Source organism: uncultured Polaribacter sp. (genome assembly GCF_947500975.1).
Lineage (GTDB): Bacteria > Bacteroidota > Bacteroidia > Flavobacteriales > Flavobacteriaceae > Polaribacter.
Genome location: NZ_CANMUE010000004.1, coordinates 198739 through 223591, shown reverse-complemented (window position 1 = coordinate 223591; position 24853 = coordinate 198739). Strand labels below are relative to the sequence as shown.

16 protein-coding genes are annotated in these 24853 nt (G+C 28.3%); 5 read left to right on the top strand and 11 right to left on the bottom strand.

The features are described 5' to 3' along the window. Positions 1-3: 3 nt before the first annotated feature. Positions 4-2772 (bottom strand): pitrilysin family protein, encoded by a 2769-nt coding sequence (locus tag Q0733_RS06410; protein ID WP_298780344.1) that lies wholly within the window; start codon positions 2770-2772, stop codon positions 4-6. Positions 2773-2920: 148 nt separating this feature from the next. Between Q0733_RS06410 and ccsA the strand changes: the two genes are divergently transcribed. Then, on the top strand, positions 2921-6055 hold the full coding sequence (gene ccsA, locus Q0733_RS06405) for a cytochrome c biogenesis protein CcsA (protein WP_298780342.1): 3135 nt from the start codon (positions 2921-2923) through the stop codon (positions 6053-6055). Between the two features lie 103 nt (positions 6056-6158). After that, positions 6159-6674: a DUF2892 domain-containing protein gene (locus Q0733_RS06400; protein WP_298780340.1), complete on the top strand. Its 516-nt coding sequence runs from the start codon at positions 6159-6161 to the stop codon at positions 6672-6674. A 76-nt stretch (positions 6675-6750) separates the two neighbouring features. Here Q0733_RS06400 and Q0733_RS06395 read toward each other — a convergent pair whose 3' ends face one another. From Q0733_RS06395 to porU, 7 genes are all read right to left on the bottom strand, one after another. Continuing rightward, on the bottom strand, positions 6751-8352 hold the full coding sequence (locus tag Q0733_RS06395) for a LysM peptidoglycan-binding domain-containing protein (RefSeq protein ID WP_298780338.1): 1602 nt from the start codon (positions 8350-8352) through the stop codon (positions 6751-6753). Between the two features lie 5 nt (positions 8353-8357). Further along, a complete protein-coding gene (gene guaA / locus Q0733_RS06390; RefSeq protein WP_298780335.1) occupies positions 8358-9893 on the bottom strand; it encodes a glutamine-hydrolyzing GMP synthase in 1536 nt (511 codons plus the stop codon). Between the two features lie 98 nt (positions 9894-9991). Next, entirely contained in the window at positions 9992-11056 is a 1065-nt protein-coding gene (locus Q0733_RS06385) for a 3-oxoacyl-ACP synthase III family protein (RefSeq protein WP_298780334.1), read from the bottom strand. A 115-nt stretch (positions 11057-11171) separates the two neighbouring features. Continuing rightward, on the bottom strand, positions 11172-11558 hold the full coding sequence (locus Q0733_RS06380; RefSeq protein WP_298780333.1) for a group III truncated hemoglobin: 387 nt from the start codon (positions 11556-11558) through the stop codon (positions 11172-11174). Further along, complete coding sequence (cdd, locus tag Q0733_RS06375) at positions 11558-12040, bottom strand: cytidine deaminase (protein WP_298780332.1); 483 nt, start codon at positions 12038-12040, stop codon at positions 11558-11560. Before cdd ends, Q0733_RS06380 begins: the two co-directional genes overlap by 1 nt. Positions 12041-12117: 77 nt before the next feature. Further along, on the bottom strand, positions 12118-13251 hold the full coding sequence (gene porV / locus Q0733_RS06370; protein WP_298780331.1) for a type IX secretion system outer membrane channel protein PorV: 1134 nt from the start codon (positions 13249-13251) through the stop codon (positions 12118-12120). A gap of 38 nt (positions 13252-13289) precedes the next feature. Beyond that, a complete protein-coding gene (porU, locus tag Q0733_RS06365; RefSeq protein ID WP_298780329.1) occupies positions 13290-16685 on the bottom strand; it encodes a type IX secretion system sortase PorU in 3396 nt (1131 codons plus the stop codon). 201 nt (positions 16686-16886) lie between these two features. Between porU and gldJ the strand changes: the two genes are divergently transcribed. After that, positions 16887-18566 (top strand): gliding motility lipoprotein GldJ, encoded by a 1680-nt coding sequence (gene gldJ / locus Q0733_RS06360; protein WP_298780326.1) that lies wholly within the window; start codon positions 16887-16889, stop codon positions 18564-18566. A gap of 65 nt (positions 18567-18631) precedes the next feature. Next, positions 18632-19891 (top strand): UDP-N-acetylmuramoyl-tripeptide--D-alanyl-D-alanine ligase, encoded by a 1260-nt coding sequence (gene murF, locus Q0733_RS06355; protein WP_298780324.1) that lies wholly within the window; start codon positions 18632-18634, stop codon positions 19889-19891. Here the strand turns inward: murF and Q0733_RS06350 are convergent. Continuing rightward, the gene (locus Q0733_RS06350) at positions 19884-20735 is read right to left on the bottom strand and encodes an N-acetylglucosamine kinase (protein ID WP_298780321.1); all 852 of its coding nucleotides are present in this window, start codon (positions 20733-20735) and stop codon (positions 19884-19886) included. The two genes, murF and Q0733_RS06350, sit on opposite strands and share 8 nt — an antisense overlap. A 137-nt stretch (positions 20736-20872) precedes the next feature. On the opposite strand from Q0733_RS06350, the gene Q0733_RS06345 reads away from it, so the two are divergent. Next, complete coding sequence (locus Q0733_RS06345; protein WP_298780318.1) at positions 20873-21610, top strand: CpsB/CapC family capsule biosynthesis tyrosine phosphatase; 738 nt, start codon at positions 20873-20875, stop codon at positions 21608-21610. A 35-nt stretch (positions 21611-21645) separates the two neighbouring features. Here the strand turns inward: Q0733_RS06345 and Q0733_RS06340 are convergent, their stop codons facing one another. Further along, positions 21646-24036, bottom strand: a complete 2391-nt coding sequence (locus tag Q0733_RS06340) for a tyrosine-protein kinase (RefSeq protein WP_298780316.1) — start codon at positions 24034-24036, stop codon at positions 21646-21648. A gap of 1 nt (position 24037) precedes the next feature. Beyond that, a complete protein-coding gene (locus Q0733_RS06335; protein WP_298780313.1) occupies positions 24038-24811 on the bottom strand; it encodes a polysaccharide biosynthesis/export family protein in 774 nt (257 codons plus the stop codon). Positions 24812-24853: the final 42 nt, after the last annotated feature.

Below are 24853 nucleotides of genomic sequence, written 5' to 3'. Positions count from 1 at the left end.
CTCTTAATTCTTTATACTCTCTTTTTTTGCATTGATAGTATTTTTAAAATCTCCTGCATTTATAACTGACCAATTATTAAAAGTTTTAAAATATTTAGATATTGCTTTATTCACATCCTCAATAGTTAAACTACTCATTTTTGCCTCTAAATTTTTCTGAAAACTAATATCTCTTCCATAATATATATTATTATTTATTAAGCTAGAAATTTCATTGTCTTTTGCTCTAGAAACAGTTTGACTTTGTATCCAGCCATTTACTGCGTTTTTTAACTCTTCTTCTGTTATACCATCTTTAATAAAACGCTCTATTTCTTCTTTAAATCCTAATTGTACTTTAGCAGCATTTTGAGGTGCATAAATTGCATAAATTTGTGCAAAAGAGTTTTTATCTTCTTTTGTAGAATCTACTATTACACCACCACCTGCACCATAACTTACTCCGTCTTTTTGACGTAATCTATTGGCAATTCTAGAATTTAAAAAACCACCACCAAAAACTGAACCTGCAACAATTAATGCAGCATAATCTTCATCATATTGACTACATTCAAAACTTAGGGTACCTAAAGTAAATGCATTCTTTTTATCTGGGGTATTTATACTTTGATTTACATCTTTGTTAATTGCATATTTATCACTTATTGGTGTAAATGGTAAGTTTGATTTAAAATTAGCAAATTCTTTGTCGAAATAATTTTTCAATTTTTCTTCATCAATATTCCCAATTGAAACTAATGTTGCATTATTAGAAATACCATAAAAATCTTTATAATAAGATTTAATTTTATCAACGGTAACTTCTTTTACAGCTGCAATTTCTTCATCAAGAGTCATATTATATAATGGATGGCCTTTTTTATACTTTTGATTTACTTGTCTTAATTTTCTTGATGCTAAAAATGTTGGCTCAGTTTTATTTCGCTCTAAATTTGCTAAATCTTCAGTTTTTAGTTTTTCAAGTTCCGATTCATTAAAAACTGGGTTTTTAATAATATCATTCATTAAATCTAGTGTTTCTTGTAAGTTTTCTTGAGTGGTATTAATATTTACATAAGTTCTACCATTTGCACCTCTAAAATTTAGTGTAGATTTAATTGCACTAAGCTTATCTTCAATATCTTGTCTAGTTTTAGTTTTTGTGCCTTTATTTAACATTCTTGCAGTGTACCTGGCTACTAAACCTTTATTCATTAAATCATTTACTGTTCCATTTCTAAAAGCAAATGACAGAATTACTGTTTTACCACGATTATCTTTTTTAATAAACCCATAATCAATTTTACTTTTTTCTAACGTTCCAGAATCTAATCTGTTTTGTATATTATCATAAGAAACATCAAAAGCTTCACCTGAACTGAATCCTTTTTTACCTTTATAATTTTGAACTAAATCTTCTACACCTTCAGTATGAGGAATTCCAATTCTTACTGGTTTTTTTGTAGGTACAAAATTACCTACTGTCCTATTTGTTGGAATAAAATATTTTTGAATTGCAGCATTCACTTTATCAACTGTCATTGCTTCTATTCTATCTCTATGAATGTAAGACAGCCTCCAATCTCCAGCCCCAATAAATTCGCTCATATAAGTACCTAAATAAGATGAGTTTCTGTTTATTTGGTCTATCTGTTTTAAAATATTTGCTTTGGCTCTTTTTAATTCTTCAGATGTAATTGCTTTTGTAGCTGCTTCATCTAAAACTTTTAACAATACATCTTCTGCTTCTTTTAAAGGTTTATCTGAAGGCACATCAACATTAAAATACATAAATGAAGGTTCTTTAGTAAATGGTGAAAAAGACCACAAACTTGATGCTTTTTTTGCATCAATTAATGCTTTGTATAATCTTCCTGAAGGTTGGTCTGTTAAAATATTTTCTGCTACTGCTAATGCCGCATAATCTTCATGTGACCCTGCAGGAGTATGATACATCGTAGATAAAACTTGTAAATCCCCTACTCTATTTAACTCAACTCTTTTTTCTCCATCTTGAGCAGGTTCTATAGTTGGTACATCAACTAAAGGAGTTGCTGGATTTTTAATATTTGCAAACTTTTTTTCTATTAACGCTAAAGTTTTATCAATATTAAATTTACCCGTAACCATTAAAATGGCATTATCTGGACGGTAATATTTTTTATAAAATGCTTTTAAATTTTTAATTGGTACTCTTTCTATATCAGAACGATTTCCAATAGTAGATTGCCCATAATTATGCCAAACAAAAGCAGTACTAATAACGGTTTTCATCAACACACTTGTTGGCGAATTTTCACCAGACTCAAATTCATTTCTAACAACAGAAAATTCTGATTTTAAATCTTTTTCAGCTATATATGAATTTACCATTCTATCTGCTTCTAGGTCTAAGGCCCAATCTAAGTTTTCATCAGTAGCATTAAAAGTTTCAAAATAGTTTGTTCGATCATACCAAGTTGTTCCATTTGGTCTAGCTCCATGACTTGTTAATTCTTTTGGAATATCTGGATGATTTGGAGTTCCTTTAAATACTAAATGTTCAAGTAAATGTGCCATTCCTTTTTCTCCATAACCTTCATGTCTTGAACCAACTTTATAAGTAATATTAACTGTAATTGTTTGGGAAGAGTTATCAGGAAAAAGTAATACTTTTAGGCCATTATTAAGTTTATACTCTGTTATACCCTCTACACTAGCTGTTTTTGTAACCTGTGCATCTATTTTGTTACTAACAAATAATACTGCAAAGGTTAGCAGTAAAACTCGACTAATTAATTTTATTCTTTTCATTTAAGTTTGTTTATTATTAAATCAAATATAAGATTTTAAATTAATACTTAATACCCATTAATTATATTCTCTTTTTAAAATGAAATGACACCTTTTAATTAATGATTTATCCCTAAATTTGCATGACTTTTAAAAGTAACAAATTAGGATGAAAAATATTTTTAGTTTCCTCTACTCTACACGTTTAATGGCACTTTTGTTTTTTCTTTTTGCAACAGCAATGGGAATTGCCACTTTTATAGAAAACGATTTTGGCACGCAAACCTCAAAAGCACTAGTTTATAATACTTGGTGGTTTGAAGCAATTATGGTATTTTTTGTCATCAACTTTTTTGGTAATATTTTTAGATATCGTTTGTACAAAAAAGAAAAATGGGCGGTTTTAATGTTTCATTTATCATTTTTATTTATCATAATTGGTGCAGCAATTACAAGGTATGTTGGCTATGAAGGTATTATGTTGATAAATGAAGGTGAAACTACTAGTCAGTTTTTATCAGAAACCACTTATGTAAATGTTATTGTTGATAATAGTAAAGAGCAAAAAAAGATTCATAAACCGATTATGCTGTCTGCTTGGGGTAAAAATTCTTGGTCTTTTTCAGATAATTTTAGAGCAAAAGAATACCAAGTAAACTTAGTGGATTATATACCTTGGGCTGAGAAAAAACTAGTGGAAGATGAAAATGGGGTTGAACATTTATTTTTGGTAGAATCTTCTAGCGGGAATAGACATGAACACTATATAAAAGCAGGAACTGTACAAAACATTCATAACATTTTAGTTGGTTATGAAACAAAGGATAAAAATGCTACTATCAATATTTTTAAAAGAAATGATTCTTTAAAAATTGTTTCTAAATCCGAAGGTAATTTTCAAGTAATGGCAACTAGACAAACTGGAAATCTTAAAAAAGACAGCATTCAAGATTTTAAATTACGTTCATTATATAATATTGCTGGTTTGCCTTTTGTGGTTCCTCAATATCCTATCAAAGGAGCAATGAAAACTGTTAGTGGAGCTAAAGATGATAAAAAATTAGACGTTGTTGTTTTAGACGTTACAAGTGATAATGAAACTAAAAGAGTAGAACTTACCGGAGGAAAATTTAACAATGATAATTTTAAAAAATTCTCTATTAATGATTTAAATTTTAGAATGTGGTATGGCGCTAAAACTTTAGAAACACCTTTTAGTATAAAATTAAACGACTTTCAGTTAGAAAAATATCCGGGCTCCGAAAGTGCAGCCTCATATGCAAGTGAAGTTACTCTAATTGACGAAAACGAAAGTTTTGATTATCGCATTTATATGAACCATATTTTAGATCATAGAGGATATAAATTCTTCCAATCCAGTTATGATTTATCAGGCAAAGTAGAACAAACTCACCTTTCTGTGAATCATGATTTCTGGGGAACTTTTGTCACCTATTTAGGATACTCATTATTATACACAGGATTAATTTGTATATTATTTGCTAAGAACACTCGTTTTGACTATCTAAAGAAATCATTAAAAAAAATCAGAAAAAAGAAACTTACAATGTCTGTAATATTAGCGATTTTTTTATCGCCTTTTACTTACAGTCAGCATGCAAACATACATCAAGTTGATAAAGTTACAGACCAACAAATTGACTCCATTTTAAAAACTAATTTAGTATCTTTAGAACATGCGGAAAGTTTTAATAAATTAGTCATTCAAGATGCTGGTGGTCGTATGAAACCTGCTCATACTTTTGCTTCAGAACTGGTAAGAAAAGTTGCTCATACAGAAGCTTTCAAAGAAATGCAGCCTAGTCAAGTTTTACTTTCTATTATAGAGAACCCTAGATTATGGTATGAAGTACCTGTAATTTATTTAGAAAAAGGAAATAAAAAGATTCGTAAACAAATAGGCGTCTCAGATACTACTGTTTATGCTCGTTTATCAAATTTCTTTACAAATAGAGGAGAATATAAAATTAAAGAACAAATTTCTGAAGCACAAAAGAAAAAAATTCAAAATAAATTTGAGCAAGATTTAATTAAAATTGATAGACGTTTAGGCTTGCTATATAATGCTATTGGTGGTGGGATTTTTAATATATATCCAATACCAAATGACGAAAACAATAAATGGGTTTCTCAACCAGAAACCTCTACCACCAAAGGCTTTAAACCTGCTGACACTGTTTTTGTACAAAAATCTTTACCTCTTTATGTACAATTATTACAAAGTGCAAAAAAGACAAACGATTATTCAAAAGCAAATCAAATTTTAGATGGTATTAAAAAATACCAAAAAAAATACGGTGCAACTGTATACCCTTCTGAAAGTAAAATTAATTTAGAAATTTCTTATAATAAAATTCAACCTTTTTTGAAGCTTTCTAAATATTATGGTTATACTAGTTTACTTTTAATCTTTTTTGTGATTATTCAAATTTTTAATTCTAAAAAATGGATTAATTATGTTGTAAAAGGGTTAATTGGAGTTGTAATTGGATTATTTATTTTTCATATTTTAGGTTTAGCGTCGAGATGGTATATTAGTGGTAACGCACCATGGAGTAATGCTTATGAATCTTTAATTTTTGTTGCTTTTGCAGCAATGGGATTTGGTTTATTATTGGGTAAAAAATCTTCTTTAGTAATTTCTGCTGTTACCTTTATTTCTTCAGTTATTCTATTTTTTGCACATCAAAGTTGGTTAGATCCAGAAATTGCAAACTTGCAACCTGTTTTAAATTCTTGGTGGTTAAAAGTCCATGTATCAATTATTGTAGGTAGTTATGGACCTTTTGCAATTGGTCTAATTTTAGGAATTTTTTCACTTTTTTTAATGGTTTTTACTAATGAAAAAAATAAAAAGAAGATGGATTTAAATATAAAAGAGCTTACCATAATAAATGAAATGGCAATTACTGTTGGATTGGTAATGTTAGTAATTGGTACTTTTCTTGGTGGAATGTGGGCTAATGAAAGTTGGGGACGCTACTGGGGATGGGATCCAAAAGAAACTTGGGCGTTAATTTCTATTATGATTTATGCTTTTGTTTTACACATGCGATTAATACCTGGTTTAAGAGGAAGGTATACTTTTAACTTATGGTCAATAATTGCCTATTTTTCTATTATGATGACCTATTTTGGGGTAAACTTCTACCTTTCTGGATTACACTCTTACGCAAGTGGAGATAGAGTGATTACGCCAACATCTGTTTATTACTCTGTAGGTTTTGTTGTTATTCTAGGAACTTTAGCTTGGTTTAAACACAAAAAATATTATAAGAAATAACCTCAGATACTAAATTTCAAAAAAAACAAATTTCATACGAAGAAACCTTCTATTTTAAGAAGAAAATGTATTTTTGCTCTTCTTATTAATAACAAATAAAAAAATGTTTAATAAAAATATAAAATTAATTTTAGCAGGTTTAATAACCGCTTGGTCTGTATATCAATTTACTCAAGGAAATATTATGAACGGAATTTCTATATTGCTTTTGGCTGGAATTTTTGTGTTATTATATTTTAAAAATGAATTTATTTTATTGGCTTTTTTACAATTAAGAAAACAAAATTTTCCTGGTGCGCAAAAATGGTTAAACTACATAAAAAATCCTGAAACAGCTTTAATTACTAAACAACAAGGATATTATAACTATTTACATGGCATTATGATTAGTCAAACTAATATTACTCAAGCTGAAAAGTATTTAAGAAAAGCTATAAAATTAGGTTTGTCTATGGATCATGATTTGGCAATGGCAAAATTACAATTGGCTGGAATTGCAATGACAAAAAGACGTAAACGTGAAGCAACTAACTTAATGACAGAAGCTAAAAAATTAGATAAACACGGAATGTTAAAAGAACAAATGACAATGATGAAACAACAGATGAAAAAAATCTAACGTTTTTATTATTTATTTTCTGATACAAAAAAAATCCGCTAAAGCGGATTTTTTTTTGTATTAAATATCAATCTCTTTATTTCAACTTTGTAATTGTTAAGTCTTTATTATATTGTAATATAAATAAACCTTTATTTGAAGATACTTTGTTTTTTTTTGTATAATCAAATTTTGTTTCTACCCTAAAAGAAGCCCCTTCTTTAAACGTTGATTTTAAACTATTTCCTGATGCTAACCTTACTAAAATATCATAAGTTATATCAAATCCTTTTGTTGCGTAAAATGAAGGCAACGCATTGTTTTTATCTTTATATTGTCTAGAAAAAACTTTAGATACCAAAGAAGTTTCATCAACAAACTCATTACTCACAAAAGTAAATCCTACCCTTGCTAGTTTTTTATTATCAATTTCATCGTATACCTTTTCTTTATCCATTGCAAAAAGTTTTGCTGAAATATCGTTTGGTAAACCTATTAGACTATTTATAACATCTGCCACTATTACATTATTATCAGTTGCCATCACAACCCAATTTTTTTCATTAGGCTTTAAAACTTTTAAAAATCTACTTTTGTCTATAAAACCTTTTTCAGGACTTAATACGTGAATTTCATCAATATTACTACCAGCTAAAGAAGCTTGAAAACTACTGCTTTTTTCAATTGATTTATACTTATCATCAGTTATTATAATAAGAGTTCCTTGAGTTAAACTATCTATAAAGTAAGAAGCTAATTCTTCTCTAAAAATATTTTTATCTGGTGATGTTTTTACAACATTTGAAGAATTAAATTTCGATTGACTACTAGAATATACAGGAAATATTATTGGAACATTTACATTCTTTGCAATATTTTCTACTTCATCTGAATAAATAGGGCCAATAATAGCATCGTTTTTATTTAAATTTTCTTCACTAATTAAATTATTAATATTGGTATTTCTACTACCAGTATCGTACACATTAAATTCAATATTTACACCTTGCTGTCTTAAAGAATCTACAGCAATTTCTGCTCCCATATAAAAATCAGTAGTGATATTCATTAAAGTTGCGTTTTTAGTGAATGCTTTTTTTGGAGACAAAGAATCTCTGTAGGTATTTGTTTTAAAAGGTAATAAAAGAGCTATTTTTAAATCAATTCCATTTTGAATATAATCAGTATAAAAATCTCCAATTACTTCAACCTCATCAATCTTTTCTTTGATTTTTATGATCATTCCTACTTTTAACCCTTCTTTTAATTCAGGATTTAATAGTAATAATTCGTCTCTTGAAACATTATAATTTCTGTTTAGACTATAAAACGTATCTCCTTTTTGAACCTCATAGGTTTCAAATTTCTCTTTTAATTCATCTAAATGATTTTCTTTTTCAGATGTATCATCAATAATAATGGTATCTTTTTTATTACTATTATCAACATTTACTTTTATTTGATCCTTAAAAGAACTCATTTTATTTTCTGGAACAACAATAAAGGAATCAGTTACTGGTTCATTAGTAACATCTGGATTTAACCTAACTAAATCTATGGTTTTCATATTCAACTTATCAGCAATAATGCTCATAGTTTCACCACTTTTAACCTTGTATTGAATATATTTTTTCTGCTGCCCACAAGATATTGTAAACGTTAAAATACAGAGAAATATAAAAAATTTTAAATGCTTCATATGTTCTATTCCCATTCTATCGTTGCAGGTGGTTTAGAGCTAATATCATAAACAACTCTATTTACACCTTTTACTTGATTTATTATTTTATTAGATGTTTTTTGTAAAAATTTATACGGTAAATCTACCCAATCTGCAGTCATACCATCAGTACTTTCAACGGCTCTTAAGGCAACTACTTTTTCATAAGTTCTTTCATCTCCCATTACTCCAACAGAATTTACTGGAAGCAACATGGCACCTGCTTGCCAAACTTTATCATACAAACCATCTTCTCTTAACCCATTTATAAAAATAGCATCTACTTCCTGTAAAATACGAACTTTTTCTGAAGTAACATCACCTAAAATTCTAATAGCCAACCCAGGACCAGGAAAAGGATGTCTACCTAACAAATCTTTATCTATATTCATAGAAGCTCCCACTCTTCTTACCTCATCTTTAAAAATCATTCTTAGGGGTTCTACGATTTTTAATTTCATAAAATCTGGTAAACCACCAACATTATGATGACTTTTAATAGTTGCAGATGGACCACCATTTACTGAAACCGATTCAATTACATCTGGGTATATTGTTCCTTGAGCCAACCACTTTACATCTTTAATTTTGTTTGCTTCGTCATCAAAAACTTCTATAAATGCATTTCCTATTGCTTTTCTTTTCTTTTCTGGATCACTTAAATCTTTTAATGCAGATAAAAATCTTTCTGATGCATCAACACCTTTTACATTTAAACCCATTCCTTCATATTGCGCAAGCACATTTTCAAACTCATTTTTACGTAGTAAACCATTATTTACAAAAATACAGTATAGGTTTTCTCCAATTGCTTTGTGCAATAAAACTGCCGCAACAGAAGAATCTACTCCTCCTGAAAGCCCTAAAACAACTTTATCATTTCCTACTTTTTCTTTAATAGCTTCAACCGTGCTTTCTACAAAAGAATCTGGTGTCCAATTTTGTTCTACTTTAGCTATATCTAACAAAAAGTTTGCCAATAATTGCTTCCCATCTTTAGAATGATAAACCTCTGGATGAAATTGAATTGCAAATGTATTTTCACCTTCAACTTTGTAGGCAGCATTTTGTACATCTTTTGTACTTGCTAATAAAACGCCATTTGTAGGTAAATCTTTTATAGTATCTGAATGACTCATCCAAACTTGGCTTCCTACAGAAATATTTTTAAAGAAAGTTTCCTCATTTTTTATAAATGATAAATTTGCTCTTCCATATTCTCTAGTGTTAGAGGGTGCTACTTTTCCACCAGAAAAATGTGCTAAATATTGGGCACCATAACAAACTGCTAATAAAGGTTTTTTGCCTCTAATTTCAGATAAATCTGGATGTAAAACATTTTCTCCTCTTACAGAGTTTGGACTTCCTGATAAGATAACTGCTTTAAAGTTTTCTAAATTGTTTGGAATTTTATTATAAGGATGAATTTCACAATAAATGTTTAATTCTCTAACTCTTCTCGCAATTAACTGTGTGTATTGTGAGCCGAAATCTAAAATAAGTACGTTGTGTTGTTGCATGCGCAAAAATACTATTTCAGATTAAATTTTAAATACTGATTTTAAGATTTTTTAAGGATAAATTAGAATTCGTTAAAAGTTGGTAGAATTCGTATCAATTAGTACTTATAAACAATTGCATTAATATTCATACCAGCACCAACAGAGGCTAGAATAATTACATCTCCTTTTTCTACTTTTTGATTTTCAATTTTTCCTCTAATAACCAAATCTAATAATGTAGGCACAGTTGCAACTGAACTATTTCCTAATTTATGAATACTCATAGGCATTACACCATCGGGAACAGGTTTTTTAAACAATCTAAAAAAGCGTTTTATAATTGCCTCATCCATTTTTTCATTTGCTTGATGGATAAATATTTTTTTTACATCATCTATATTCAAACCACTTTTCTCTAATGCAGATTTCATAGCTAAAGGGACATTTGTTAAAGCAAACTCATAAATCTTACGTCCAAACATTTTTATATAACGTATATCCTTGTCTTCATTTTGATTATAAGAACCTTTAAAGTGTAAAAAATAAGCTTCTTCTTTTGAAAAAGTTTGAGAAGCATGACTTAAAATACCAGAATCTTTCTCAATAGTTTCCTCTACAATACATGCTCCAGCACCATCACTATAAATCATAGAATCTCTATCATACTTATCAATAACTCTTGATAAAGTTTCTGCTCCAATTACTAAACATTTTTTGGCAATACCCGCTTTGATAAAAGCTTGTGCTTGAATTACGCCTTCAACCCAACCCGGGCACCCAAATAAGATATCATAAGCAACACAATTAGGGTTTTCTATTCCTAATTTAAATTTGACTCTTGTTGCAATACTTGGCAGCATATCACTTTGAATTGTTCCTTTTTTAACATCTCCAAAGTTATGAGCTAAAATAATGTAATCTAATTCTTCAGGGTTAACTTTAGCATCTTCAATTGCCTTTTGTGCAGCAAAAAATGCTAGATCTGAAGTTGTATATTCATCTTTAGCATAACGCCTTTCTTCAATACCAGTTATTGCTTTAAATTTATCAATAATTACATCATTATTTGAATTAAATATAGAACCATCAGAATTTAAAAACTCATCGTTTAAAAAATCTGTATTTTCTTTTTTAATACTTGGTATAAAGGTTCCTGTTCCTGTAATTTTTGAAGAAATCATCTTAAAATATTTTATATCAAAACTATAAAACAGAAATTAGATTATTTGCTATGCGTGCATAACAATATTAAATCCAAATAAGTAAAATGATAATTTATTTTAAGTATAAAAAAGACTAACTATTATTATAAATATTCATTTTAAGCTGCATAACCGTAGCAATAGATTGGGCTCTGGATTTCATCATTTCTGAATTTTCTCCAATAAAAGAAGTATCAATTGTATCAAAAAAATACGATATCCAAATCGTAAAATGTTCTTTTGTAAAGTTTAAAAAAGAATTTTTATGAAGATGCTTTTGCATTACATTACTTTGGTAAGACATGGTATCGAAAATAATATCATTCCAAAAATCTGAAATAATTTCTAAATGATGTTCAAGTTGATTTTGAGTCACAATTTCTTCAAAAAAGGGATTCATTTTTTCATCAACCAATAATTTATCATAAAATTTACTAATTATTAATTTAATGTCTTTTCTAGAATTAATATCTTTTTTCATTATAAATATGAGCTATCAAAAGAAAAGGGTAATAAAGAAAGTAATGATTCTGTTTTTACAATTTCACCAACTTCTCCCATAAATAAAACTTGGAATGGTTGCTTCTGTTTGATTTCATATTCTGACAAAGATTGTCTACATGCCCCACATGGACCAATAGGTTTATCAACTTTTTTAATTAAAGAACTTGCAGTAATTGCTAACTTTAAAATCTTGACATCCGGAAATTCTGATCCTACTCTCCAAATAGCAACTCTTTCTGCACACATACCAGAAGGATAGGCAGCATTTTCTTGGTTATTACCTAAAATAATTTCATTATTTTCTAACAATATGGCAGCACCAACATTAAATTTTGAATAAGGAGCATATGCTTTTTTCCTTGCTTCAATTGCTTTATCCATTAATAATTTATCTGCAACAGAAAGTTCTGAAACATTACTAAACACAATTGCTGGTGTTGCTATGTTAATTTTTTTCATGATTTATGAGGTCAAAAAAAGCAGCCTTTATTTGACTGCTTTTATATTGTTATAAACTTACTAATAGTTTATCAAATTTAATAATTGTCATAGATTTCTCCTAAATCAAATGATAAAGAAAATCGTAATGAGTTTTCTAATGGGTTATTTACATCAGAAGAATTTATTAAATAAGATAAATCAACATTTAAAGCATTGGTTTTAAAACCACCTCCTAAAGTAAAATATTGCCTATTTCCTTTATCTTCACTTTCATGAAAATATCCTGCTCTTATTGCAAAAGCATTATTATATAAATACTCAGCACCAAAAGCATACGTAAATTCTTTTAACTCTTCACTAAATCCACCTGGAGCATCACCAAAAGAAGTGAAAATTCCGCTTATCCAACCTTGGTCTTCTTCTGAACCATCTAATTGTGGAGTTGGAACTAACAACTTTGTAAACTCAACATTTGTAGAAATAATGTTATAATCATCTAAAATAAAATCAAATCCACCACCAAACTTTAAATTTGTAGGAATAAAATCTGACTCACCTGTACCTGGTGTATAAGAAACTTTTGGTCCAATATTGGCAATATTAAAACCAATTCTATATCGCCCATTAAAATTTCCATAATTATCTTCTTCAGATTGATAATATCCAGAAATATCTACTCCAAAAGAATTAATTGGTTGCAAGGTATTACCTGCAGTACCATTAAAAGCTAAATTAGAACGTAAATATTTTAAACCTACCCCCATAGAAAAAGTTTCACTTAATTTTAATGCATATGATCCGGTAAAAACAAGCTCATTTGGGTTTATGGTTCCATTATCCAAACCAGTATCTGTTGTTAAATTTATTTGACCTAAAGAAAAATATTTAAAGTCTGCACCCCATGCTGCATTTTCGCTAAATCTATTAATATATGAACCACTTCCTATAAAAATATCATTTGTCAAATTTCGCAACCAAGGAGAATAAGTGATACCTGTTTTTATTTGACGATCACTAAAAGTCATTTTTGCTGCATTATGAAATAATGAAAATGCATCTGCAGATGTTGCAACACCCATATCTCCCATTCCACCTGCTCTAGCATCTGGTACTATTAATAAAAAAGGGGTTGCAGTAGTAATTCCACCAGTTTGTTGAGTATCTGTTTGTCCTACACATTTAATACTTATAAATGCACAAAGTGCAATAAATAAAATTACTTTTCTCATCTTTTATTGTTATTGTTAGTTTAGCAAATATCTAAATTTTATTGAAGAATTACTAATTTTTCATACTTCTCTGAAACTAGATTACTTATTGTTGATTTTACTTTTAATTTATAGATATAAACTCCTTTTCCTATTTTGTTACCAAAATCATCCAAACCGTTCCAATTTATACTTCTTGATAAACTACCTGTTGTTTGTATGTTTTGATTAATTGTTTTTACTAATTTACCTGAAACTGTAAAAATTTGAATTTGAACTTCTAATGATTCATTTGGCTTATTATGATTAAACCAAAACTCTGTATAATTAACAAAAGGATTTGGATAGTTAAGCACATTTTCTAAATTTAAAATGGCGTCACTTATAACTACAAAATTCAACGTAGTTTCTGAAGAGTTATTGTAAGTATCCCAAGCTTTTATTTTTATTGTATGGGGTCCAACTTCAAGATCTCTTAATCTATAAATCACTTTTCCGTTTGTATAATCGTTTAATTCTGTTTCATAAAAATCATTTAATACAATAGGATTTGATGTATCTCCATCTAAAACGGCTACAATATCATGATCTACAGCTGTTATGGAAGTATTTATTCCGCTTTCATCAGATAAAACTGCTATTAAATTTGGCGATGTATTTGTATTACCTCCATCAATAAAAGATTCATCATTCATAAATAATTTTATTTCAGGACCAACATTGTCTTCTGGAGCATCTTCATTAATACCACCAACAACTACATCAAAATTATAACCAGATTTATCAATTTCTCCATTTTCTGCATAAAAACTTAATTTTCCTTTTCCGTAAGCAACTTTTATATCTTTAGGCACAATAAAATCAAAACTAAATGTTCCGTTTACTACAGAAGATTTTCCTCTAAACAATTTACTATCTTGAGTATCAAAAGGCATTGTTATACCAAAACCATCATTATCTAAGGTTACTTTATCTATAGGTTTGTCAAAAACTGTTGTAGATAAAGAACCATTAAAATCACTTAAAATAGTATTTGAATTATCGGTAATTACCCCCTCAAATTTAACTTTTGACAAAGCTTTAATTGTATCTAAAGATTGTGTAATATCTTTATCATTCATTTTAGTAATTCTAATATTTGGCTTTGGTACTGCTAACTTCATTGCTGGATCTCCAAAGTGAAAAATAAAGAACTTCTGAGTACTTGAAAATTCGTTTTTAGTAGCCATTAATCCTTCTGCTACTGTAAGATCTTCATCATTAAAAGCCAATAAAACTCTAATCAATTCTTCGTTAAAACTTTGTCCAGTAGAAATATAAACTTCTCTTGTAGTAGTAATCATACTAGCTGAACCACCAGTTGCATTTTTTAAAGTTAACTCACCAGCAGTAATTCTATTTGGATTATCAAATCTAGAAAAATCACAAGTAACAGTTATTAAAAGTGGTAGTGTATTAAAATTATTAAAAGCTTGAATTTGAGTATTGTCTAAAATTCTTTCTGAAGCAAAACCATCCTCACCGCCATGTCCAAAATAATCAAATACCAAAGTACCTTTTTCAATAGCATTTGCAATGGCCTCATTTACTTCTGGATAACGTTCCCCTCCTGAAGAGTTTTGCTGTACATAGGCATCAGCATATATTTTATTGACATTAAAAATTGGTTTATTATTCTTAATTTCATCAGCAATAGATTCTACTCCTTGTTCTAAAACTTCTTCACCACTAGCATCAATATCATCTGCTAAAAGTGTTATTGTATTTCGCCAGTCTCCTATAGACTCTGCACCATAATAATTTAAAATTTTATCAACTACAATCGTTGCTTCTGCTATTGTTGAAACAGGTATTCTACTTGATGCTACATCAATTGTATGTGAAATAGACATGGTTCCTTCGTCATCTTCTAACATTACAAAAAAATCATCTGTAACATATGAGTTTGCTAGATTAAAACTAATGTCGGATAATTTTACAGGAACAATATTGTTATTACCGGTAATTCTGTCTTTATAATCATAAGATGCATCTCCAAAAAAACAGACATATTTTAGCTTTTTATCTTCGGATGAGTTTGTAGAATAAACATGCTTTAAAAAATCTCTAATTCCTGTTATGTCTTTAGAGCCAGAAGCAAATTCATTATAAATTTCATCTAAGAGAACAACTTTTGTGGTTAAGTTAGAGTTTATTTGATGATAATCTGCTAACCTTTGTGCTTGTCCAGAAAGTTCTGAATTTGTAATTACAATATAATTTATGTCTTTTAATGCATGTAAATTCTGATTTGTAATTTTTGAATTTTCAACAACTTCTGGAATGTAAAAGTCAGTTTCATTTAAAATAATATATTCTTTTAAAGCACCTGCATTATCTTTAAAAATAAAATTAGTATCGGTACTTTGATTTGAAATATTTTGAGGTGAAATTGGGTCGGTTACATCCCAAACTTGAAAGGCTGAACTACCGTTCTCAATTACATACTCAACATTTCCGGTAATTGATACTTGCTCAAAACTTCTGAAAGAAAATTGAAAGTCAGAAAATTTCAATTCCTTTTTCCCTACAACTTCAATAAAATCTAAATAAGCACTTGCTGAAGGATTACCATTGTTGTTATATGTAATTGTTAACTCAATAACATCAGAATTATTAATAAAACTTACATCTCTTTCTATAGCATTCGCTTTGTTTAAAGAACCAGAAATAACTGCAGAATAATCTAAAGTTAAAACATCTACACCTTGCGCATTAATTTGCATTGAAGATACAACTACAGAATTTGATACCCCTCTAACACTTAAACTTACTTCTGAATTTAGCAATGCATTTTTAAATGGAATATTAAAACTTTTAATATTTTCTAAATTAAAATCCTCACTAGAAAACCATTGGGTTCCAGCTCCCAAAAGATTTATTTCATCTTTTTCATAAAAAGTAAAATCATCAAAAACAGTAATTTGAGCATTTGAATTATTATTATTTACACTCTTATTTTGAATTCTTTTTCCATCGGTATCATTTACGGTAATAAAATAATATGCCTTATCAGAATAAATATTTTGCTGATGATCAACTGTATTGCTAACAGGGTCTATATCCCAATCATGTGGTCCTTTTGCATAAAAAAGTATATAATCATTTGAATCAAAAGATGCGTCATTTTCACCCTCGATATAAATAGCATTTTCTTGTAAATCATCATATCTAAAATCACTATTTAATACTGGTAATAGAGATCCTCCGTTACCATAAATATGAATTTTTTTTGGATTTAAACCATTTGTAGAAACACCAATTTGCTCTAGTAAATTTCTATCAATCTTAAAACCCCCTGTTGTATCAACAGAAAATTTAAACCAATCTCCAGAAGACAATACAGAATTATTAACCTGACTAAAATTAATTTGATGTATTGAAATTAAAAAAATAAATAAAAATAATTTCCTCATAAATTCAGTAAACAAATAACGCAAATAATTGCTGTATATTTTAGTTCAGCAAAGATAAATTATACTAAATTAAAAAAGGAATCGTTTATTATTTTATACAAGAAAAAATGACGAGTTAAAATTATTAATTTACTTGTTAGATTTTTTTTTTGTCGTAAATTGCATCATTATATAAAAAACCTATCAATTTTAAATTAGGAAATGAAAAACATATTTAAAATAACATTATTCGTTTTAACAACATTACTTTTTGCAAATTGTAATAAAGCTAGAACTGACACATCTAGATTAACGGGACTATCTTTTAACAATCCTAAAAGTGGCAACTATATAAAAGGTACTTCTTTTGAAGGAAAACCTCCTTTAGGAATGGTTGGTGTTGAAGGGGGTTCATTTACTATGGGACAAGTTCAGGATGATGTAATGTTTGATTGGAATACTACACCTAAAAAAATTCATGTTCGTTCTTTTTACATGGATGAAGCTGAAGTTACAAATTCTGAATATTTTTTATATGTCCAATACATGAAAGATGTTTTTCCTCCATCAGAAGAAAAATATAAACACATATACAGTTCAGTTTTACCAGATACTTTGGTTTGGAGAAAAAGCTTAGGAAATACAGATATTTTATCTGAAAACTATTTTAGACATCCAGCATATGCTGATTACCCAGTTGTAGGGGTAAGCTGGTTACAAGCAAACGAATATTGTAAATGGCGAACAAATGCTGTAAATTTAAAAACTTTAATTGATAAAGGACATATTTCAAATATTTTTGAAACAGATTCAATTAGCAACTTCTTTGACACAGATGTATTTTTAGCAGATGCTTCTAGATTATTTGAAGGTGATACAACGGTTTACAAAAAAGGAGTTGGAAGAACTTTGAGAAAAAAAGGAGACCCAAAACTAGCAAAAGGTGCCTTCAAAGGAAGAAAAATAACAAAAGCTGACGGTATTTTAACACAAAGATTTAGATTACCTACTGAAGCTGAATGGGAATTTGCTGCAAAAGCAAATATAGAAAATAGAGAATATAATAATATTAGAGGTAGAAAGAAGTATGCCTGGAATGGTAAATATTCTAGGTCTAAAGGTAAAAGGAATAGAGGAGATCAATTAGCTAACTTTAAACAAGGGCAAGGTCAATACAGTGGTTTACCTGGTTGGAGCTCAGATGGTGCTGACATACCAAATGAAATTATGTCATATCCTCCAAATGGTTTTGGTTTGTATGATATGTCTGGTAATGTTGCAGAATGGGTTTCCGATGTGTACAGGCCAATTATTGATAATGAAGCTAATGACTTTAATTACTTTAGAGGAAATCTTTTTACTAAAAAAATGATTGACAAAGATGGTAAACTTGTTTATGCTTCTAATGAGGAAGATGCTGAAGTTGAATACGATGTTTTACCAAATGGTAAATTAGTACCAAAACAATTACCTGGTACAATTAAATATGTTCCAATCACAAAAGATGACACAACTTTAAGAAGAAATTTTACAGTTGCTGACAATTCTAATATTTCTGATGGAGATTTAAATTCTTCTAGATTTTATGAAGATGACGAAGATCAATTTACATCAAGACCAAGTATGTATAATTCTCCACAAGAACCGAGCAGAGTAAGAGATTCTATTTCAGGAAAGGATATTATTATAAATGACAATAAAAAAAGAACAACTTTAATTAGTGATAACGCTAGAGTTTATAAAGGAGGATCTTGGAGTGATAGAGAGTATTGGTTAGACCCTGCGCAAAGACGTTATTTACCTGAATATATGGCAACAAATTATATTGGTTTTAGATGTGTTTCTGATAAAGTTGGCCCAATGGCAACGAAAAAAAGAAGAGCAAGAAACCCTTCTAGATAATATACAATCTAAAAATTAAAACCTCATTATCTACAAATAATGAGGTTTTTTTATATCTTTATTTTATGAAAATATCAAGTTTATATGCATTATACAGCAAACATTTTCTTGTAGATACTGATACAAGAAACATTAGAAAAAACTCTATTTTCTTTGGTTTAAAAGGAGATAATTTTAACGGAAATAAGTTTGCAGAAAAAGCTCTTGAATTAGGTGCAGATTACGCTATTATTGATGAAGAAAATTACCAAACTGATGCTAATATTATTTTGGTAGATAATGTATTAAAAACATTACAAGAACTTGCTACTTACCATAGACAGCAATTAAAAATTCCTTTTATTGGATTAACAGGTAGTAATGGAAAAACAACTACTAAAGAATTAATTAACGCGGTTTTAAGTAAAAAATATAAAACTTCAGCAACAAAAGGAAACTTAAATAATCACATTGGAGTTCCTCTTACCCTACTTTCCATGACACCAAAAGATGAAATTGGAATTGTAGAAATGGGAGCTAATCATCAAAAAGAAATTGAATTTCTAAGTACTATTTCTCAACCAAACTACGGTTACATTACAAATTTCGGGAAAGCTCATTTAGAAGGTTTTGGAGGTATAGAAGGTGTTATAAAAGGAAAAAGTGAATTATACAATTATTTAGAAAAAAATAAAAAAACTGCTTTTGTTAATTCTGATGATATTCTTCAACTCGAAAAAACAAAAAATATAAATAAAATCCTTTTTAATAAAGATAATTTAAAATTTGTTGAAGCAAATCCTTTTGTAAAAATATTTTATAAGGATATAACTATTCAAAGTAATTTAATAGGAAAATATAACTATTCAAATATTGCTGCTGCAATAACAATTGCCGAGTATTTTAAAGTTCCAAAAGAAGATATTAAAAATGCTATTGAAAGTTATATTCCAACAAATAATAGGTCACAAATTATAAAAACCAAAAACAATAACATAATTCTTGATGCTTACAATGCAAATCCTTCGAGTGTAAAAGTTGCTTTAGAAAGTTTTTCTTCAAACAATTCAAAAGAGAAAACTATTATTTTAGGTGATATGTTTGAGTTAGGAAAAGACAGTTTAAAAGAACATCAACAAATAGTAACGTTTGCAACTTCTTTAGGATTTAAAAATCAATACTTTGTTGGAGAAAATTTTTATCGAACATCAACAGGTAAAAACTTTTTTAAATCGTATTATGAATTGGAGAATTACTTGAAAAATAGCCCACTTAAAAACGATTCAATTTTGATTAAAGGCTCTAGAGGAATGCAGTTAGAAAGACTCTTACAAATAATTACTTAATGTGATTTTTATGGAAATCTACCAAACTATCAATAGGTCTTTGTAAAACATCAGTAACTTTTAAATTATTTTTAGTAGCTACTTTTTCTAATATATCTCTAAAATAAAATGCAATTGAACCAATAAAATAAAGAGGCGTTTCTATATTTTTATTATAAGGTAAAATTCGATGTTTAAAAAATTCTTGAAACCCTTTTTTGATTATTCTTTTTATATATTTTTCATCTTTAAATTCAAACATGAATTTTGCAAAAGAAGCTAAATACATATTTGGGTTTGGTTCTCTATATAAATTTCGTTTAATATAATCTGCGTCTAAATTAAATTGCTCTTCAAATTTTTTAGCAATAACTTTTGGCATTTTGTCATAAAAATATTCTTTTAATAATTTCTTACCAAAATAATTTCCACTTGCTTCATCCATTATAGTATACCCTAAAGATGCAACTTTCATATACATTTTCTCACCATCATAATAACAGCTGTTTGAACCAGTTCCTAAAATACAAACTAATGCTTCATTTTTACCAGAAGCTGCATAAACAGCAGCTAACATGTCTTCAGCAATAAAAATTTTAGCATTTACAAAAATTGATTGCAAAACCTTTTTTAATATTGATACTGGTTTTGGGGTTCCACATCCAGCTCCATAAAAATGAATTTCTGTAACTTCATTTTTTATATTAATAAGCTGAAACATATTTACAATCCTATTGGTAAGCTCTTCCTCACCCACAACCGCAGGATTTAAACCCAAAGTTCTTACTCTAAAAATTTCTTTTTTAAAATTATCTAAAGCAATCCAATCTGCTTTTGTAGAACCACCGTCTGCAATTAAAATCATTTTTTTTAATTTTTACCAAATATATTGTAAGGAAAACTGTTAAACAATAGCTAATAAAACTTCAATCGTTTTCGTTTATGAAAATATATGAATATATAAAATTGATTATTGTAAATTTGCATCTAAATTAATAAAACATGTTTTTTTTTAAGAAGAAAGAAATTCCTTTAATAGATTTTTTTCCTGAAGGGTTTGTAGATATCCATTCTCATTTATTACCAGGAATTGATGATGGTGCAAAAAATATTGATGATTCTATTGCATTAATTCAAAAAATGTCTGCTTATGGAATCAAAAATTTTATAACCACGCCGCATGTTTTGGGTGATGTTTATCAAAACTCCTCAGAAACCATAAAATCAAAACTAGAAGAAGTAAAGGCTGAATTAATAAAAAGAAATATTACAGATATATCTATAAATGCAGCTGCAGAATATATGATGGATGAACAGTTTTCTGAACTTTTAAAAGATGATGATATTTTAACTTTAAAAGACAATTTTATCTTAGTTGAGATGTCATATTTCAGTCCACCAATTAATTTATTTGATATTCTATTCGAAATACAATTAAAAGGTTACAAACCTATTTTAGCTCATCCAGAAAGGTATAATTCTTATCATAATAATTTTGAAATTTATTACAAATTAAAAAAAGCAGGCTGTCTATTTCAATTAAATTTATTATCATTAACTGAACAATATGGAAAACAAGTTACAAAAACTGCTGAAAAGCTTTTAAAAGAAAATATGTATGATTTTGTTGGTACTGACACTCATCATTTTAACCACTTACATCTTTTAAAAAAAATTGGAACTAATAAAAATAAAAACAATTTAGAAACTTTATTAGTTAACAATAAAAAGTTCTTATAATAAAAAAGGAAGCAAATTTGCTTCCTTTTTTAGATTTAACTAAATATTCTTTTATACCAAGGTTTCTTTACTTCTTCAACATAGTCGTTTCCATATCCGTAACCATAACCATATCCGTAACCATATCCATAACCTCTTTTCATGTCAGTATCATTCAATACAATTGCCATGTTAGGTAACTTCTTTTCTTTGTATAATGTTTGAACTATATTCAACATCCTTTTATCTAAGTAATTTGCTCTTGATACATATAAAAACATATCTGCATATTTAGAGATTAGTAAAGTATCGGTAACTAAATTTACTGGTGCTGTATCGACTATAATAAAATCATAATCTTTTCTGACCTCTTCAAAAATACTTTCTATTTTATTATGTAATAATAATTCAGCAGGGTTTGGTGGTATTACACCAGATGCAATAATGTCTAAATCTTTTATTTCAGGAATCGAAAACTTCACATCATTAAGTGTTAGTTTATCATCTGTAATAAAATTGGTGATTCCTTTTCTATCTGGTATTCCTAAATATTCTGTTACTTTAGGCGCTCTTAAATCCATACCAATTAATAATACCCTCTTGTTTGATAAAGATAAAGCTGCAGATAAATTAATAGAAATGAATGATTTTCCCTCTCCACTTGTTGTAGAAGTAATAAAAATAGTTTTACCAAGTCCATCATTATTTTCTGACTTTGGCAACATAAAGTCTAAATTGGTTCTAATCAGACGAAAAGCTTCCGCAGTACTAGTTCTAGCTTCTTTATTAATCACTATTTTCCCACCTGTTTCTGAATGAGGAACATCACCTATAAAAGGTACAGATGTTAAATCTTCAATATCCTTTCTCGAATGAATTTTTGTATCTAATAAATCTCTTAAATAAATAATTATAAAAGGAATTAATAATCCTAATAACATTGCTGCTAAATAAGTAATTCTCTTTTTAGGAGAAACAGCCATACCGGAGCCATAAGCAACGTCTATTATTTTAGCATTTGCTACAGCTACTGCTAAAGAAATCGCAGTCTCCTCTTTTTTCTTTAATAAATAAGAATACAAGCCTGAAATTATTTCTTGTTGTCTTGCAATATCTATAAAACCTCTTTCAATTAAAGGAATTGAAGACTTCTTATTATTAATTTTACTCTGTTCACTTTTAAGGCTATTTAATTGTAACTTCAATGAAGTTTCTAAATTTTTTAGGTTTTGTTTTAAATTTAATTTTGCAGATTTAATCTCTCTTTGTAGCTCAATTAATTGAGGGTTTTTATCACCTGCGGTAATTAGTAATCGATTTCTTTTGGTCACTAATTCATTATAATTTAGAATTGAAGCAGATATACTAGGGCTTTCAAAGCCTAAGTTAGCTGGTAATAAATCATCTTGATTGGTTTTACTATTTAAACTTTCTTTAATCCATTGAGACAACCTTAATTGGGTTTCTGAAGTTAAAATTTTTTCATTATTAACTGATAAATTAGTTAAGATCAATTCTCCTTCATTAGACACACCAGTAAAACCTGTCTTAGTTTTAAAGTTTTTGATTGTATCTTGAATAAAAGACAACTCCTTACCTACACTATTTAAACGAGCATCAATAAATTCTTTCGTTTTTCTAGATACCTCATTTTTATCGTTTATAGCATCAATATTATATTGTTTAACCAATTCATCTAAAATATCTTCTACTTTTTCTTTCACAGCATCCTTCAAACTTAATTTTAAAACACTTGATTGCTTATTAACAGGAGAAATACTTATACCTCCTTTATATTTACTAACGACGTGATTCCTTGGTGAAATTAAAATTTTGACATCGTTTTTTTTATCTTCAGCGCTTACATTCTTATTTTGGTCTATTTTAAAAACTCCCAGACTAGAAGTTAAAATCTCTCCAAATTTACCCTTGCCAATAACTTTATTTTTAATGTCTTTTAATTCAAAAGATTGATTATCTTTTATTAAAACAGAAATCAAAGTACCTTTTTTGAGTAAAGAAACTTCTTTTTTTATAAAAGTAAATTTTATGGGTGAATTAGTATAAACTTCCGTTTGCTTAACTCTTCCTTCAGTATAATAAGAAATAGTTAAATCTAAACTATCAATTACATTACCTATAATCTTACGAGATTTTAAAATTTCAATTTCATTATCTGTATTATTTGTTGAACCTCCTCCAACAATACCCATATCCTTAAATGCCTCTAATTCTTTTGATATGCCCGATTTTTGATTATCTTTAATCATAATCGATGCGGTCGCACTATACATTGGGGTACTATACCTCAAATAAACAAAAGCGCACACTAAAGAAATTATAACTCCCAATAAAAACCATTTCCAATGTATCAGAATTTTTTCTAATTCTTGACGAATGTTTATTGTATCATTTTCTCCAATATTATTTTGATTGAAATCTTCCATATTAATTTGTTAATAATGATACAATAGTAATTAGTAGTCCTGTAATTGATATAAATAAACTAGTACTTGAGTTTGAAGATGCAGATTGAATTCTTGCATAATTAGGCTTCACATATACCACATCATTTTGTTGTAAATAATAAACAGGTGATGTGAAAATTTCTTTTGATAAAAGATTTACTTTATATTCTACTTTTTTACCATCTTCTTCTCTTTGTACTAAAATATTATTCCTTTGTCCAGAAATATTTAAATCTCCTGCTAAAGCAATTGCCTCTAAAATTGTAATCCTTTCATTAGGTATATTATATCTCCCAGGTCTGGCAACATCCCCAAATACACTAACTTTATAATTGGTAATTCTAATATTAATATTAGGATTTTTAATATAGTCTGGCTCTAATTTATCAATTAAAAGTGCTATAACCTCATCCCTCCTTAAACCACCAATTTTTAATTTTCCAATAACAGGAAAATCTATCTCTCCTTTATTATCAACTAAATAGCTTTGTTGTTGAGCAGCTCCATTAGCAGAATTAGAAGAAGTTGAATAGGATACAGACGCCAAATTAAAAGGTCTTACAGCTTCAGTATCTAAAGCTGTAACGGTTATTTGTAATAAATCATCTGGTTTGATAATTGTTTTATAACTATTGGAAACTTTTGATTGATCTATTTCATCATTTTGAAAATAAATAATTTCCTTTTTTGAAACGCAAGAACATATCAATACTAAAACATATAAACGAACACTTTTATTAATCCAATTTTTCATAAAAAAATTTTTGTGCGAAATTAAAAATAAAATAAGCAATTA

What these genes read in the sequence shown, in the direction of transcription:
- Q0733_RS06410 (WP_298780344.1), bottom strand. Translation starts at nt 2,772, where the DNA reads ATGAAAAGAATAAAATTAATTAGTCGAGTTTTACTGCTAACCTTTGCA.
- ccsA (WP_298780342.1), top strand. Translation starts at nt 2,921, where the DNA reads ATGAAAAATATTTTTAGTTTCCTCTACTCTACACGTTTAATGGCACTT.
- Q0733_RS06400 (WP_298780340.1), top strand. Translation starts at nt 6,159, where the DNA reads ATGTTTAATAAAAATATAAAATTAATTTTAGCAGGTTTAATAACCGCT.
- Q0733_RS06395 (WP_298780338.1), bottom strand. Translation starts at nt 8,352, where the DNA reads ATGAAGCATTTAAAATTTTTTATATTTCTCTGTATTTTAACGTTTACA.
- guaA (WP_298780335.1), bottom strand. Translation starts at nt 9,893, where the DNA reads ATGCAACAACACAACGTACTTATTTTAGATTTCGGCTCACAATACACA.
- Q0733_RS06385 (WP_298780334.1), bottom strand. Translation starts at nt 11,056, where the DNA reads ATGATTTCTTCAAAAATTACAGGAACAGGAACCTTTATACCAAGTATT.
- Q0733_RS06380 (WP_298780333.1), bottom strand. Translation starts at nt 11,558, where the DNA reads ATGAAAAAAGATATTAATTCTAGAAAAGACATTAAATTAATAATTAGT.
- cdd (WP_298780332.1), bottom strand. Translation starts at nt 12,040, where the DNA reads ATGAAAAAAATTAACATAGCAACACCAGCAATTGTGTTTAGTAATGTT.
- porV (WP_298780331.1), bottom strand. Translation starts at nt 13,251, where the DNA reads ATGAGAAAAGTAATTTTATTTATTGCACTTTGTGCATTTATAAGTATT.
- porU (WP_298780329.1), bottom strand. Translation starts at nt 16,685, where the DNA reads ATGAGGAAATTATTTTTATTTATTTTTTTAATTTCAATACATCAAATT.
- gldJ (WP_298780326.1), top strand. Translation starts at nt 16,887, where the DNA reads ATGAAAAACATATTTAAAATAACATTATTCGTTTTAACAACATTACTT.
- murF (WP_298780324.1), top strand. Translation starts at nt 18,632, where the DNA reads ATGAAAATATCAAGTTTATATGCATTATACAGCAAACATTTTCTTGTA.
- Q0733_RS06350 (WP_298780321.1), bottom strand. Translation starts at nt 20,735, where the DNA reads ATGATTTTAATTGCAGACGGTGGTTCTACAAAAGCAGATTGGATTGCT.
- Q0733_RS06345 (WP_298780318.1), top strand. Translation starts at nt 20,873, where the DNA reads ATGTTTTTTTTTAAGAAGAAAGAAATTCCTTTAATAGATTTTTTTCCT.
- Q0733_RS06340 (WP_298780316.1), bottom strand. Translation starts at nt 24,036, where the DNA reads ATGGAAGATTTCAATCAAAATAATATTGGAGAAAATGATACAATAAAC.
- Q0733_RS06335 (WP_298780313.1), bottom strand. Translation starts at nt 24,811, where the DNA reads ATGAAAAATTGGATTAATAAAAGTGTTCGTTTATATGTTTTAGTATTG.